This is a genomic window from Niallia sp. FSL W8-0177 (assembly GCF_038006285.1).
In the GTDB taxonomy this organism is placed as follows: domain Bacteria; phylum Bacillota; class Bacilli; order Bacillales; family Cytobacillaceae; genus Niallia; species Niallia circulans_A.
In genome coordinates, this window is record NZ_JBBOUX010000001.1 from 492,588 (window position 1) to 508,146 (window position 15,559).

Below are 15,559 nucleotides of genomic sequence, written 5' to 3' on the forward strand. Positions count from 1 at the left end.
TGGCCTTGTTAGAAATAATGAATTTATCTAAATCATTTAAAGGGAAGCAAGTTGTGAATTCTGTCAATTTATATTTAGAGCGTGGAGAAATTGTAGGCTTACTTGGACCGAATGGTGCAGGTAAATCTACAACAATATCTATGATATCTTCTTTAGTTTCTCCTCAAGAAGGGGACGTACGTTTAAATAATGAAAGTATTTTAAAAACACCGCAGGCTTTACGGAAGGTTCTTGGAGTAGTACCACAAGAACTTGCTGTTTATATGGATTTATCTGCTCGAGAAAACTTACTCTTTTTTGGTAAAATGCATCGGATTCCTAAAAAAATTTTACAGAAGAGAGTAGATGAAGTTCTTGAAATAATTGGTTTAAAAGAACGGGAAAAGGATTTGGTCAAAACCTTCTCAGGCGGAATGAAACGAAGATTAAATATTGGTGTTGCTTTAATCCATGAACCAGAAATTATTATTATGGATGAACCAACTGTTGGAATTGATCCACAATCCAGAAATTATATTTTAGAAACAGTAAAAAGACTAAATAAGGAAAAGCAAATGACAGTCCTTTATACAAGTCATTATATGGAAGAAGTAGAGTTTCTTTGTAATCGAATTTATATTATGGACCATGGTGAAATCATTGCTTCGGGAACGAAGGAGGATATTAAAAATATTCTTTCGGCAGAAACAGCCATTAACATTAAGGTGGAAATCGTCAAACATGAATTTACAGAAGCCCTCCGTCATCTTGAAAGCATTAAGAATATCTCGATTCAACAATCAGTGATTACGGTTATTGTACCAAGGGAAGTGAATTTGTTAAAAGATATATTGCGGATTGCCGAAGAACAGAAGACAAATGTACTCTCTGTAAATATTGAGGCGCCTACTTTAGAAGATGTGTTCTTGCATTTAACAGGCCGTCAATTAAGAGATTAGGAGGATTCCAGATGCTTTGGCAAATGATAAAAAAAGAATTATTACTGATTTGGAGAAGACCGAGAGAGCTGGTTGTCTTGTTGTTAATGCCGTTTGTGCTTATCACGATTCTTGGCAGCGCATTAGGAGCTTTGGATAATGATAGCGAAGTGGAAGGAAAAGCGAAGCTAGCTGTGGTGGTAGAGGATCAAGAACAGCAAGCCCAACAAGAAATAATAGAAAAAATAAACCAGTCTCCTTTAAGCAATCAAGAGAAAAATGCAAAAATAGCGCATATTCAGGCTCTGCAGCCGATAGCTACATTTATGAAAGCAGTCGGGGAAAGTCCTGATTTGAAGAAATTCCTTTCCGTTACGGAATATAATGACCGGACCAAAGTAAAGGAAAAGGATTTTGACGGTGTATTATTGATTCCCGAAGGATTTACTTCTGACTTTTATACGAATTTTTTAGAGGAAGAAACCGATCTTCCATCGTGGATAATAAAGACAAAAAACCAAGAGTCCCTTCAGGCAACTATTATTGAGGATATTTTGGCGAATTATCAAAAAGAGTGGACGTATCTAAAGACAGCCCAAGATCTTCAAATTGATTATTCAACATTAGTTAGCGAAAAAGCAAATGGACAAATCAAAAATATCGAAAAGAAAAAGGAAATCAGCGCTTTTGCTTATTATGGAGTGGGCATGTCTGTGATGTTTGTATTCTATATATCTACAACGGTAGCAGGCTTTGCGTATCAGCAAAAAGAAGAGCTTTTGTATGAACGTATCTTACTAGCAAATGTTCCGAAAATCGTGTTTTTTGCTGGTATTTTTATCTCAGCCTTTATTCTGTCTTTTTTACAGCAGACCATTCTGTTTAGCTTAATAGCATTGATTTATGGAGTCGTCTTTTCTAGTATGATAAATCAATTAATTGTTATTTTAACGGTAAATCTAATGGCAGCAGCATTTGCAACTATAGCAACTGCAATTTCCTTTGCTGCTAAGTCACGAAATGTGGAAAGTATTTTTTCTTCCTTAATCGTCCCTATTCTTGCGTTTATTGGCGGCAGCTTTTTTAATGTTAGTGCGATTGGTGGATTTATGGAAACATTAGGCGAATATTCTCCAGGAGGAGCAGCACTTACTGCCTATTTAAAAGCATATCAAGGCTACCCATTGGTGGATTTATGGAGCCATCTTAAAGCAATCCTCCTATTTTCTCTTGCTTTGCTGTTGATTAGTGGGATTACCTTGAAAACAAGAGGAGGGGTTCGCCGATGAATGCAATTCTATGGGGGAAATGTAAGAAATTTATCAGACAGCCGGGTGGATTTATTATAACCTCCTTCATTTGTATCGTTTTTGCTTATTTAGTTGGAATCTCTTCTTTCACAAAAGTAGAAGTGCCAGTTTATACAGAACACTCGGAGAAAACAACTGATATTCTAGAAGTTTTAAATCAAAGTGAAAGTTATTCGTTTGTTATGTATACAGAAAAAGAAGTAAAGGAACAGTTAGCAAAAGGAAAAACAGATATGGGAGTGGCGATAAATCCAGATACTTATACTATGTTTCGAGTAGCTGATACGTCCAATGTATTAATGGTTCAAAATTATCTTCAAACCTATTATGCGAATATGCTTAAGGAAAAGGCGCTGATCAATGAAGCAGCGGATAAAGAAGAAGCTAAAAGGGTGCTTGCACATAATAAAGAGACACCAATTATACCTGTTGAAACAGAACAAACATTAACGGAAAAAGAAGCAAGCTATAATCAATCGCTCCAGTCGCTCTTTGGGTTTACTTTATTCTTTTGTATTTATACCGTTTCCTTTACTGTTATTGAAATTCTAAGAGATAAACAAAGTGGAATATGGGATCGATTTATCTTATCCTCTACTTCCAAAGCACAAATATATTTGGGGCATTTATTATTTAGTTTTTTAATAGGTTATGTCCAAATAATCATTATTTTTCTTCTTTTTAAGTATGGATTAAATATTGATTTTAATGGAAATTTCCATCTGGTATTTGTTCTAATCATTCCATATTTGTACGCTATTGTGGCATTGACTATTCTCTTAACAGGTCTTGTGAAAACACCAAGCCAGTTTAATGCCTTCATTCCGTTGGTATCTGTGAGCTTTGCGATGCTAGGCGGAGCCTACTGGCCAATCGAAATTGTTACATCCAAAATAATGATTTTGTTATCTAAAGTTGTTCCTATTACTTATGGAATGGAACTATTAAAAAAAGGTGTTATCGACAGTGCTTCTTGGAATGATATCATGGTTCCAGCAGGGATTCTTTGTTTGATGGGAACAATTATGCTAGGTATTGGTATTCAGCTTATAGAAAAAAGACATGTATAAGAAAATATAAAGTGGAATATTTCGAAAAAATAAAAAATAGTGTATAATAAAGGAAAAAGATTTCCAAGTTTAGGAAGAGGGAGCTGAAACAGTTGATCCGAAAAATAGTGAAAGGCTATTTATATGTTGTAGTTCTTCCTTTGACATTTTTAATCTCTGTTATTTTTGAGCCGAGTGGAAATCTTGTTTGGTTAACAAATGACACCATTAGAGATTTGTAGGGCTTAATGGTAGTTGATAAGCTTCTGATAGTCTTTATAGAGATTAACAGAAGGAATAAAGGAGAGAATATGAGATTATGAAATCGCTGGAACATGAAATATAAAACCATTATTGTAGAGGACCTCCTCCCTATTCTTTATTGAAAAATAAAAAATAGGGAGGAATAAAAAGTGAAAGATATTAATTTTCATAGGTATTTAGAGGAAATAAACGAGAAGTTTTCAGGATGGGACTTTTCTAGCATTTATGATACAGGCAGAATCCAAAACAGCATGATTTCTTGGTCTTACGGGAGCAAAGTGATTTCTGCGATGCAGGAGGCCACAGCTGTATTGGATATGGGAACGGGGGGAGGAGAGTTTCTTTCTTTATTGAAAGGCTATTTTCCAAGTACCATTTATGCGACTGAAGGGTATAAGCCGAACGTACCGATTGCCAAAAAGAAGCTAGAGCCTTTAGGAGTGAGAGTGATGGAAGTGGTTGATGAGAATGAATTGCCATTTCCCGATAATCATTTTGATTTAATCATTAATAGACATGAGTCTTACTCCGAGAAAGAAGTGAAAAGAATTTTAAAGCCAAAAGGTATTTTTCTTACCCAGCAAGTTGGAGGTTTAGATTGCAAGGAAATAAATGACTGGTTTGAAGTTCCGCTCAATCCTGAATTTAAAGAGTGGAAACTTTCCATTGCTCTCAACCAGTTTCCTAATGCTGAATGGGAGGTTCTGGAGCACCAGGAGGAGTTTCCTGTCCAGCGTTTCTATGACTTGGGCGCACTTATTTATTATTTAAAGGCGATACCTTGGCAAGTTCCTGATTTTAGTGTGGAAAAGTACCAAAATGAACTCTATCGTTTGCATCAGTACATCGAAAAAAACGGCTTTTTTGATGCCAGCCAATCTCGTTTTTATCTAAAGATGAGAAAGAAATAACATAAGAACTATACGAGAAACTCAGTTAATACCTTAAAGGTTTAGCTGAGTTTTTTTTAGTTTTTCTAAAAAAAGGAAAATTTATTACAAGGAGAATGGAGAAATGTTACAATAAAAGAAGGATTAATTCTTTTTTTGTAAATTGGAACAATTATGAAAAGGGAGGGGAGTTAGTGGCTGTGGAAGAAATCATTACGATAAAAGGACTATGGAAAAACTATGGTGCAAAGGAAGTTTTAAAAGGAATAGATCTTCATGTTTCTCGAGGGGAGATTATTGGATATATTGGGCCAAATGGGGCTGGGAAAAGTACCACTGTTAAGATTCTTCTTGGGATTGAAACGTATGTCAAAGGGGAAGTAAAACTTTTTGGTAAGGAGATTAACCAAAATTCTATCGAATATAAACGGAGAATTGGTTATGTGCCAGAGATAGCAGAGGTTTATGATAATTTAACTGCATATGAGTATTTAACCTTTATTGGTCAATTGTATGGGATGAAGGTTGAATTTGTTGATCAAAAAGCCCAAAAGTTAATGGAACTCTTTGGAATTGGGGAGGTCTATCATTCAAGAATATCTTCTTATTCAAAAGGAATGCGGCAAAAACTACTAATTATTTCTAGCGTATTGCATAATCCGGATATTTTATTTCTAGATGAACCCATCAATGGGCTTGATGCCAATAGTGTGATGATATTTAAAGAAATTCTTGCACAGCTGGCATCCTCTGGCAAAACAATCTTTTATTCTTCGCATATTATGGATGTGGTAGAAAAGATAAGCAGTCGGATTATTTTATTAAATGACGGAAAGGTTGTAGTAGATGGAAGCTTTAAAGAGCTGCAGGCACAAAATCAACAAGGTAGTTTAGAAGGTATCTTTAACCAACTTACAGGCTTTTATAATCATAGAGAAATAGGTGAATCCTTTGTGTCTGTTGTGCAAGAGGTGCAGACATGACAGATTATAAGGTATTAAAACTTCTTGATCACTTTAAAGCTTTTTTTCTGAAAATAGGCATCGATTATGAGGTGTTAAGAGCCATTTTGCAAGTAAAGCTTATAATGGATCAACGGAAGCTGCCAACTATCTTTTCACAATCCATTCAAAAGAAAGAAAAAAAAGAGGATAAATACGCCTATATCAAATCTTTGTGGTTATATGCCTTAATGGGATTAATTCTTATTCCCTTTATGGCTTTCGGGGATAATTATCTTTTTCAAATGAGTATCTCTTTTGGAATCATTTTATTTCTTGTTATGACCTCTATGATTTCCGATTTTTCTGCTGTCTTATTAGATGTTCGCGATAAGCATATTGTCCATTCGAAGCCAGTTAATAGAAAAACCATTAATGCAGCGAAAGTGTTGCATATAATGATTTATTTGTCACAACTAACGATTGCCATAACGCTTGTTCCGCTAATGGTAAGTTTGATCAAACAAGGAATCGTCTTTTTTCTATTAACCATTGTTCTTCTTGTGTTAGCCAATTTATTTATTGTTGTTATGACAGCATTATTATATTTGGCTATTTTGCGTTTTTTTGATGGGGAAAAGTTAAAAGATGTTATTAACTATGTGCAGATCGGTCTATCTATCATGATTATGATAGGGTATCAGATTGTAATTCGAAGCTTTGAATTTGTTGATTTAAATATTATTTATGAAGTGCATTGGTGGCATCTATTCATTGTTCCTATGTGGTTTGCAGGACCGTATGAATGGGTTTTGAACGGAAATACGGAAATGATGATGATCCTTCTTGCGACAATCGCCTTTGTTTTACCGATCCTCGCTATTATTATTTATGGAAGGCTAGTTCCTGTTTTTGAGAAAAGTTTAGAAAAATTAACAAGTCAAAGTAAGGCGAGAAAAAGAAAGATATTGAAGATTAAAGAGTGGGTATTATCGCTATATATAAAAAGCAGGGAAGAAAAAGCCTTTTATCATTTCACAGAGCAAATGATCAGCCAGGAAAGAGATTTTAAGCTAAAGGTTTATCCGTCAATCGGTTTTTCGATCGTTATTCCCTTTTTATTTCTTTATAGTGGAACGAATTTGGAGGATATCGATTTTTCCACGAGTTCGGCTTATTTAACGATTTATTTTACCATGATTAATATCCCAACAATTATTTTTATGTTGAGGTTTTCCGGAAAATATAAAGGGGCTTGGATTTTTACTATTCTCCCCGTCGCTGACTTTTCTGCGTATTATAAAGGTTCATTAAAAGCAGTCATTAGCAAATTATATTTACCTATTTATTTTTTATTAAGCTTTGTGTTTTTATTTCTGTTTGGAATAAGAATTATTCCTGATTTGCTAGTAGTCTTTCTATCTGCTTTCTTTTATGCTATTGTTTGTAATTTGTTATTAGATAAACAAATCCCTTTTTCACTGTCTTTTGAATCAGGTGGAAATCAACAAAGCTGGAGATTATTCCTTCTGCTCATTCCATTGCCGATTTTAGCAGGTATCCATTATATCAGTAGTACTTTTCCTTATGGTGTATATATTTACGCTCTGTTGCTTTTCTTTGTAAATCTTTTATTTTGGAAGAAATGGAAGCCTTAGCAGATAGTGTCGTTTTTAAATCCCCTAGTTTAACTATATTTAGACTAAGGGATTTTCTTATATTTTAAAAAGAAAAGCGATCTATTAATTCCGTACTTTTTCTTTGATGCTCTCTGTTCTGTGTGTAATTTATTTGATACAAGCTGGAAAATAAGACATTAAGTACATAATCAATGGATACTTGTGATGCAAAGGTAGCGATTTTGTCTGTTTCTTTCTTTTCTAAAGCTGGTATGGTTAAAACAACATCTGCCATTTTGGCTAATTTACTTTCAGGAAAGGCGGTTAACAATAAAATCGGCACCTTTCTTTCTTTTAATATACGAGCAGCAATGAAGTCCTCATTTGATTTAGCTTCATAAGTAATAAAAAAGGCGCAGTCATTCCTTTTAATGTTAACAGTGTTGTTGGCAAATTCATTACGGGCCGTTGCGATTATGGCATATTTATTTATCTTCAAAAGTTTATTTTGGAAACTTTCGGCCCGAATTTGCGAATCTCCTACAGCATACATAAAGATGCGGTTTGAATTGTATAGATACTTAGTCATTTTAAAAAGGGATTTTTCCTTTAAGAGCTCATAGCTTTCTTTGATGGCCTGTTGCGTTAAATACATCATATCCTGGCTGATTTTCATAAGAGAAGCATCATCCTCAAATGGGATATTCGGATTAATTTCAGATAAAACATGGTTTTTTTGCTCGATCGATTTAACAAGCATAATTTTAAAATCTTTAAAGCCCTTCATTCCTAACTTTTGTGCAAAGCGAATGATAGAAGTATGAGAAGTAAATGTTTTTTGTGCTAACTCTTGGATTGTCATTCTCTCAATTAAGTTAGCATTCTCCAAAATATATTTTGCAATATTTTTTTCTGCTGCTGTATAATCCGTTCTATTGGCAATTTGTTTTAGCAACAAATCGGCTCACCCCTTTAAAATTGAACATTTTGTTCATTAAATCAGCTTAATTTCAGATGGAAGCTTGAACATTTTATCCTAAATCCATTAATGCAAAAGCTTTACATGGAATTCTCTGTTATTCCATCCTATAATAATCCCATTAAGGAAAAAAGGAGTGCCTTTTATGCTGACAATTGGATACATAGGAAATGGCAAAAGTACAAATCGGTATCATCTTCCTTTTACTTTACAAAGAGACCATATTAAGGTGAAAACAATTTATCGTAGAAACCCAGCCCATGATACATGGAAGAAACATAAACATATTCATTATACTACGGATTTAAATGAGATACTCAAGGATCAAGAGATTCAATTACTCGTAGTAACAACATCTCATGACTATCATTATGCATTTGCTAAGTTAGCTTTAGATCATAATAAACATGTGCTAGTGGAAAAGCCATTTATGATGTCGGTAGAAGAAGCCGAAGAAATATTCCTATATGCAAAAGAAAAAGGACTTGTTGTTCAATGCTATCAAAACCGCCGTTATGATTCAGATTTTCTGACAACAAAAAAAGTGATAGAGAGTGGTAAATTAGGAGATTTATTAGAAGTAGAATTGAATTATGACTATTATCGACCAGAAGTGCCAGAATCAGTCCAGGTTTATAATAATTATCGCAGCTTTATGTACGGACATGGTACCCATACGATCGACCAGGTCATATCTTATTTTGGAAAACCGCAGCATGTTCATTATGATGTAAGACAATTACTAGGACAAGGACGAATGAATGACTATTTTGACTTAGATTTTTATTATGATCAGTTAAAGGTTTCGATTAAGTCAAGTTACTTCCGTCTAAAAGAAAGACCAAGCTTTGTTGTTTACGGTAAGAAGGGAAGCTTCATTAAACATTCGAAAGATAGACAAGAGGAACATTTAAAACTTTTCTATATGCCTGATGGAGAGAGTTTTGGGATAGACCAACCAGAACATTATGGTACCCTAACTTATATAGATGAGAACGGAGATTACCATGAAGAAAAAGTTGTATCAAAGGCAGGGGATTATGGGCGAGTGTATGATGAAATGTATAATACAATCATCCATGGGGAAGAAAAAATAATAAAAGATGAGGAAACGCTATTACAATTGGCAATTTTAGAAGCGGGAATGAAGGGATGTAAATAAAATGAAACTTGGAATAGTGGGAGCAGGAAAGATTGTTCAAGATTTATTACCTATGTTTAAATCTATTCCACAAATTGACTTGATGGCGATTTTTGGAAGACCCAATAAAAAGGGATTTTTGTTAGACTTACAAAAGGAATATCTTATAAACAAAATATATGTTGATTATAAAGAGATGCTTGCAGATACTGATATAGATGTCGTTTATATAGCATTGCCTAATCAGCTTCATTATTCCTATACAAAACAAGCTTTGGAAGCCAGAAAACATGTTATTTGTGAGAAGCCTTTTACCTCTAATTTAAAGGAATTGCAGGAATTAGAAAAGATTGCCCAAAGGAATGATCTTTATTTAATAGAAGCAATTACTAATCAATATAGAGGGAATTTTTTACAAATAAAAGAGTTGCTTCCTAAGTTAGGAGATATCAAGGTGGTAGAAGCAAATTATTCACAGTACTCCTCACGTTATGATGCTTTTAAAGAGGGAAACATTTTACCAGCTTTTAATCCAGAGATGTCAGGTGGCGCCTTAATGGATATTAACAGTTACAATATTCATTTCGTTGTTGGATTATTTGGAAAACCAATGGAGGTGCAGTATTATCCCAATTTGTCACGAGGGATTGATACCTCTGGAGTCTTGGTTTTAGAGTATGAGCGCTTTAAAGCGGTATGTATAGGTTCTAAAGATAGCAGGGGAGCATCATTTGCGACTATTCAAGGCGATAATGGCTTTTTGACAATTGATGGGCCTGTTAACAGCATAGATTCATTTACTATCAGCAATGCAAGTAATGTAGAAGAGAAGATAAATAAAAATGAGCATAAACATCGAATGTATGAAGAATTTGTTGCATTTGAAAAAATAATACGCGAGAAAAACAAAAGTGAAATGCTAAAAAGACTAGAACATAGTCTTCAAGTGATGGAGATTCTTACAATGGCAAGAAAAAAGGCAGGAATCATTTTTGCTGCCGATAAAGGGATAAACGAATAGGCTTGAAAGAAAGTCTTCTATATAATAGAGGACTTTTTTAATTGGGAAGGAAGCAACGAGGAAGGTAAGGGAAACAAGTGACTGTTTCCCAATGCATTAAAGTAAGTCCTTCTCTTATAAATAATAGACTTTGAAAATAATGTCCTGTGGGTGATTTCCGAATTTCTTCCCAAAAATAGTGGCGCCTCCAACATATTCAGCATCTTCTTTCACTTCAATTCGAAATGTCCAGCGATCACAGTTGTCATCCAATTCATTGATGGTAACTGCGGATATTGGATCTCCATCAATATATGTACCATGGTTTGTAATTCGCAGTGTTTTAAGAAGCCCGTATTGATTTAGATTATGCGGCCACCATTCAGGTGTAAGTTTACCTCGTGTATCTGCAAAGTCTCCTGGACTTCTCCAAGTTCCAAGTTCTAATCCATTTAGTGAAAAGGTAATATCAGAAGGCCAATTATCATTAGAAAATGGAAATTCTGAACACACTTCTAAACTAATTTCAAATTGCTGGATTTTTTCTTCCTTTTTTAAAAAGTTTGGGATGGTGTATTGGATAAAGCCTTGAGTAAACCACAAAATTTCTGCTTCCACTCTTTTTGGATCCATAAAGAGTTTCGGTTCATCTACTCTGCCAATAAAATCCTTTTCAGAAGCTAATCCACAGGTTGGTTTTAAATCATAATCTGTGTAATGACCAATTGGAACAGAGGTTTCGTAAGAAGCAAAAGAATGATAGATTTTCTTCGGAAAATTGATTTCGATGTGGTCTACTTTTAACATGGAAATTTTTTGTAATCCGGACTTTCCTGGAATCTTTTCAGTCTTTATTAGACCTGCATCTTCTAATTTTTTTACATGCTTTGTTACAATTGCACTGCTGATGCCCAATTCTTTGGCAAGCTCTTTTATATTCATTTTATTTTTAGACAGTAACTGAATAATTGTCATTCGAACTTCACTTGCTAAAGCTTCGTACACGACTAAAGAGGATTTATCGATCCCCAATTGCATATAGACCCCTTCTTTCAGTATGTTTGATTAACTGTAAAGTTTCTTTCTTATACAAAAAATAACACGGAAATTAATCTCTGTAAATGTTTTCTTTTAATCCAAAGAATGATTAATATTAATGTTAATATTTTTATTGATAAAGTTTATTAAGTTTATAGTATCATTATCTTAAATATTATTTAATTTAATATGCCTTAAGGCAGAACGGAAAGCAGTTGGTGTCATGTTTTCTGTTTGCTTAAATACTCTCATAAAATATTTCTCATCTTTAAAACCACAGTCGGCAGCAACTTTCGTAACAGTATCATTCGTGTTTAATAATAATGATTTTGCCTTCTCTAATCTAACTTGAAGAATAAATTGGCTAATTGTTGTTCCGATATTTTTTGAAAAAGTATGTGATAAGTAAGCTTTATTATATCCAAAATGATTGGCGATTTCTTCTATTGTTAAGGGGTGATTGCTGTTCATCCGAATCCATTCTTTTACATAGTGTAAGAAACGATTATGTGGTTCTCTCTCGGCAGAATCTTCATAGACACTACGGGCTTCCTCACTAAGCTCTAATAGGATAGCTGTTACTAAATAATCAAGAAAACCATTATTTGTTTGAGATGATTTCATGCTTGCGATTAATTGATTTAACAAAATGATGGTTTTAGAAAGATTCATTTCAGATGAATACAAAGGTAAATATATTTCTGGAGAGGAGCTTTTTTGTGCGTAGGGATTTGAAACAGCCTTTTTTCCTTGTGGAAGATAAAAGTGGAACCAATAGAATGATAGGCCCTTTTCTGAGTGTTTACTACCTTTAAAGGATGTGTTGGCAGGAATGAAAAGAAATTCATTTTCTTTTAATTCATATGCGGTATTATCTACCTCTAAATAGAGAGTACCAGAAATACATAGGATAATTTCTTCATTTGGATTTTTTCTTGGTGCATGAGACCATGGAACATCTGACACAAATAAACCAGCTGAATGAAAGGGTACCGCTCCTGTTAGACGGGAAAGTATATACGTTTCTTGCATCTTTTTTCCTCCTTTTGAAGATATGGTAGCATGATCATCTAGTTTATGTCCACCACATCTATTTGTTATCCTACTTACATCATACGTGAAAACAGTTAAACTATTGAAAACGGTGTCAAAAAGGAATGGAGGAAGTAAATTGTTAAGTGAATTTGCCTTAAACAAGGTGCATATAAAGGATACATTTTGGAATTATTATGTCAAAAATATTAAGCACAAAACAATTCCCTTTCAATATAAAGTGATGGATAACGATATGGATATTAATATTGAGAGGGAAAGAGAGGATGAGAGTTTACCAGCAGAGAAAAGCAATGCTATCGAAAATTTTCGCATAGCAGCTGGATTAAAAGGTGGAGAACATTACGGCTGGTTTTTTCAAGATAGTGATGTGTACAAATGGCTAGAAGCAGTTTCATACAGTTTGCAAATTTCTCCAGATAAGGAATTAGAGGAGCTTGCTGACAGTGTCATCGATTTAATTGGCAAGGCACAAGAAAAAGATGGCTATTTACAAACTTTTTTTCAAGTGAAATTTCCTAATAGAAAATATCGTGAGCTGTACTATAGTCATGAATTATATTGCGCTGGACACTTAATTGAAGCGGCTATAGGCTATACAGAAGCTACAGGGAAAAGAGCATTATTGCAGATTGCATTAAAGGTAGTAGACAATATTGCAAAGCATTTTGGTTATGAAGAAGGAAAAATACAGGGAGCTGATGGTCACCAAGAAATTGAACTAGCGTTAGCAAAATTGTATGAGTTTACTGGGGAGAAGAAATATTTAGATTTAGCAGCCTTCTTTATAGATGTGAGAGGAAAAGATCCATTATTCTATGACAAGCAAGTAGAGCAAAACAATAAAGACGGAATAACAAATGAGCATCCAAAGATTGATTTAAAGTATTTACAAGCATATATTCAGCCGAAAAAGCAGACAACAGCAGTTGGCCATGCAGTTCGAATGTTGTATATGGCAACTGGGATGGCAAGGATTGCAAAACATTCAAACGATGAACAACTATTTATGGCTTGTAAAGAAATTTGGCGGGACGTTATCAAGAAGAAGATGTATATAACTGCTGGTGTTGGTTCTACTGTTCATGGGGAGGCATTTACAGGTGAATATGATTTGCCGAATGACACCATGTACTGTGAGACATGTGCCTCTATCGCTCTTATTTATTTTGCGTATGAGATGTTTAAAATAGAACAAAAGGCAGAATACATAGAGATTATGGAACGGGCATTATATAATGGTGCTCTTTCTGGAGCATCTATTGATGGAGAACATTTTTTCTATGTGAATCCACTGGAAGTATATCCGTCCATAAGTAAGAATAATCCTGGGCAAGGGCATGTGAAGTCCCAGCGGCCAAATTGGCTTGGTTGTGCTTGCTGTCCGCCAAACTTTGCGCGAACAATCGGTTCCATCCAGCGTTACTTTTATACATGGGATGAAGAAAGACAAATCATTTACAGCAATCTATTTGTTTCTAGTAACCTAGACTTTCCGGGAGGCACCTTAGAGCAAATGACAGAATTTCCGAAGCAAAATAGGGTGAAATATCGCCTCAAAACGGATGGGCAATTAGTTACTTTAAAAATTCGTATTCCCGAGTGGCTAAAAAATCCATTACTATATGTGGAAGGAACTACAATCGAAATAAATATGATTGATGGCTATATGGAATTAAAAAGGAAGTGGAATGGAGAAATAGTGGAACTTGTCTTTGAGACACCAGTGTTGGCTGTCACGGCAAATCCTAACGTAGTTGCCGATGTTAATCGTATAGCTATACAAAGGGGCCCTTTTGTTTACTGTGCAGAATCGATAGATAATGAAGAGAAACTACAAACCTATCATATCAACCCCAAAAACCTTGAATGGGCAAAGGTATGCTATCAGCCAGGTGTATTAAATGGGATTACTCAACTTATGGTGGAAGCAGATCATGAACTAGTCGATAGAAGTTGGCATGAAACATTATACCAATTTAATTTCAGGGGGAATACAGAAAAGAAAGAACTTACACTCATTCCTTATTATTCCTGGGGAAATAGAGGAGAATGTGAAATGGTTGTATGGCTATATAAGTAGAGTGCTTAAAGCATAAGGATAGATAGACTTCCTTATGCTTTTTTACTTTTTTGGAGAAATAATGGATACATGGGAGAAGGCTTCCTTCTTTCTGGAAGCATGCTGACTATAACAATAGTAGTTGGTTTTAGAGAATGGAGTAAGCTTTTGAATTCTGATAAAATCAAGTTAATTATCTTTAGAAAGAGTGCAATCAAATGAATAGGGGGGGATAGGATTGAAAGAAGAGAGAAAGTTTCATCGGCCGTTTGGGGTGTATGGGGTTAACACGGAAAATGATAAATTACTCGTAATACATAAGAAAAGAGGACCTTATGCTAATCGCTTTGATTTGCCAGGAGGAAGCTTGGAACCAGAGGAAAGTTTGGCGACAGCCATGAGGAGAGAGTTTCTCGAAGAGACGGGGATAAAGATTGCCATAGAGAAGCAAATAGGTATGGCTGATTTTTTATTTCCTTGTATATGGAGAGAATATACTCATATTCATCATATCGCTGCTTTTTATACAGTAAGGAAAGTAGGCGGGGAAATTTCAATACCAAAGCAATTTGAAGGACAGGATTCGTTTGGTGCGGAATGGGTCGCCTTAAACGATCTGTCTATACATAATGCTTCTCCACTTGTGCTAAAGGCAATAGAGTGGATACAAACAGGTTCAATTGGACTTGAAGTAACTTGGTTTGAGAAATGGGAAGTGAAGAAATCCCTCCAAATAGAAGGAAAAAAGGAGAGCACAGATGATTATTAGAAAAGCGAAGGATGAGGATGCCAAAAGGATTGCAAAAGTACATGTAGATAGTTGGCGCACTACTTATAAAGGAATAGTTCCGGATTTATTTTTAGAAAGGCTTAATTATGAGGAAAGAGAAGAGATATGGAAGAAAGCAATCCCGACTGGAAGTGTCTTTGTTGCTGAAAATGAAACTGGAGAAATTATTGGTTTCGCTAATGGAGGAAAAGAAAGAAGCGGACAGTATCCAGGTTATGTTGGTGAGTTATACGCCATCTACCTTTTGGAAGCATTTCAAGGACAAGGGATTGGAAGCTTGTTAGTAAAAAAGGTAATGGAATATTTAAAGGAAATCGGTCTCTTCCCGATGATTATTTTGGCTTTAGCAGATAATCCGGCTTGTAAGTTTTATGAAGCCAATGGCGGGAAAAGAATCGGGACTGAAGAAGTTGAAATAGGCGGCAAAAAATTAACGGAAGTTGTTTTTGGATGGAAATAAGGGAGCTTCGATTGCTTATCAGACAATGAAAACTGTCGGCAGGCAT

The 15,559-nt window shown here is 34.8% G+C and carries 15 protein-coding genes; 12 read left to right on the forward strand and 3 right to left on the reverse strand.

Translation table 11 applies throughout. The annotated features are described in order from the left end of the window. The first annotated feature begins 5 nt into the window (after positions 1-5). The 7 genes from NST77_RS02410 to NST77_RS02440 all read left to right on the forward strand — a co-directional run bounded on the left by NST77_RS02410 (position 6) and on the right by NST77_RS02440 (position 7,029). Positions 6-938, forward strand: a complete 933-nt coding sequence (locus tag NST77_RS02410) for an ABC transporter ATP-binding protein (RefSeq protein ID WP_095330069.1) — start codon at positions 6-8, stop codon at positions 936-938. An 11-nt stretch (positions 939-949) separates the two neighbouring features. After that, positions 950-2,206, forward strand: coding sequence for an ABC transporter permease (locus NST77_RS02415; RefSeq protein ID WP_171509432.1), 1,257 nt, complete (start codon positions 950-952; stop codon positions 2,204-2,206). Then, a complete protein-coding gene (locus tag NST77_RS02420) occupies positions 2,203-3,297 on the forward strand; it encodes an ABC transporter permease (protein ID WP_171509433.1) in 1,095 nt (364 codons plus the stop codon). The genes NST77_RS02415 and NST77_RS02420 overlap by 4 nt, the downstream gene beginning before the upstream one ends. 92 nt (positions 3,298-3,389) lie before the next feature. Next, on the forward strand, positions 3,390-3,518 hold the full coding sequence (locus NST77_RS02425; protein WP_268877119.1) for a hypothetical protein: 129 nt from the start codon (positions 3,390-3,392) through the stop codon (positions 3,516-3,518). A gap of 171 nt (positions 3,519-3,689) precedes the next feature. Then, positions 3,690-4,451, forward strand: a complete 762-nt coding sequence (locus NST77_RS02430; RefSeq protein ID WP_249937916.1) for a class I SAM-dependent methyltransferase — start codon at positions 3,690-3,692, stop codon at positions 4,449-4,451. 179 nt (positions 4,452-4,630) lie between these two features. After that, positions 4,631-5,413 (forward strand): ABC transporter ATP-binding protein, encoded by a 783-nt coding sequence (locus tag NST77_RS02435; protein ID WP_095330123.1) that lies wholly within the window; start codon positions 4,631-4,633, stop codon positions 5,411-5,413. Further along, positions 5,410-7,029, forward strand: coding sequence for a hypothetical protein (locus tag NST77_RS02440; protein ID WP_171509434.1), 1,620 nt, complete (start codon positions 5,410-5,412; stop codon positions 7,027-7,029). Before NST77_RS02435 ends, NST77_RS02440 begins: the two co-directional genes overlap by 4 nt. Positions 7,030-7,093: 64 nt before the next feature. On the opposite strand, the gene NST77_RS02445 is transcribed toward NST77_RS02440, so the two are convergent. Further along, the gene (locus tag NST77_RS02445) at positions 7,094-7,948 is read right to left on the reverse strand and encodes a MurR/RpiR family transcriptional regulator (RefSeq protein WP_171509435.1); all 855 of its coding nucleotides are present in this window, start codon (positions 7,946-7,948) and stop codon (positions 7,094-7,096) included. 166 nt (positions 7,949-8,114) lie between these two features. Between NST77_RS02445 and NST77_RS02450 the strand changes: the two genes are divergently transcribed. Together NST77_RS02450 and NST77_RS02455 are read left to right on the forward strand one after the other, a co-directional pair. Beyond that, positions 8,115-9,131, forward strand: a complete 1,017-nt coding sequence (locus tag NST77_RS02450) for a Gfo/Idh/MocA family oxidoreductase (RefSeq protein WP_171509436.1) — start codon at positions 8,115-8,117, stop codon at positions 9,129-9,131. A 1-nt stretch (position 9,132) separates the two neighbouring features. Further along, complete coding sequence (locus NST77_RS02455; protein ID WP_171509437.1) at positions 9,133-10,131, forward strand: Gfo/Idh/MocA family protein; 999 nt, start codon at positions 9,133-9,135, stop codon at positions 10,129-10,131. Between the two features lie 114 nt (positions 10,132-10,245). Here the strand turns inward: NST77_RS02455 and NST77_RS02460 are convergent, their stop codons facing one another. Both NST77_RS02460 and NST77_RS02465 read right to left on the reverse strand, forming a co-directional pair. Beyond that, positions 10,246-11,148: an ArsR/SmtB family transcription factor gene (locus tag NST77_RS02460; RefSeq protein WP_095330063.1), complete on the reverse strand. Its 903-nt coding sequence runs from the start codon at positions 11,146-11,148 to the stop codon at positions 10,246-10,248. 168 nt (positions 11,149-11,316) lie between these two features. Then, entirely contained in the window at positions 11,317-12,180 is an 864-nt protein-coding gene (locus tag NST77_RS02465) for an AraC family transcriptional regulator (protein WP_123257232.1), read from the reverse strand. Positions 12,181-12,319: 139 nt separating this feature from the next. Between NST77_RS02465 and NST77_RS02470 the strand changes: the two genes are divergently transcribed. The 3 genes from NST77_RS02470 (at position 12,320) to NST77_RS02480 (ending at position 15,513) form a co-directional block, all read left to right on the forward strand. Continuing rightward, positions 12,320-14,284, forward strand: coding sequence for a glycoside hydrolase family 127 protein (locus NST77_RS02470; RefSeq protein WP_171509439.1), 1,965 nt, complete (start codon positions 12,320-12,322; stop codon positions 14,282-14,284). Positions 14,285-14,501: 217 nt separating this feature from the next. Then, a complete protein-coding gene (locus NST77_RS02475; RefSeq protein ID WP_163187646.1) occupies positions 14,502-15,032 on the forward strand; it encodes an NUDIX hydrolase in 531 nt (176 codons plus the stop codon). Beyond that, positions 15,022-15,513 (forward strand): GNAT family N-acetyltransferase, encoded by a 492-nt coding sequence (locus NST77_RS02480; protein WP_095330059.1) that lies wholly within the window; start codon positions 15,022-15,024, stop codon positions 15,511-15,513. Before NST77_RS02475 ends, NST77_RS02480 begins: the two co-directional genes overlap by 11 nt. Positions 15,514-15,559: the final 46 nt, after the last annotated feature.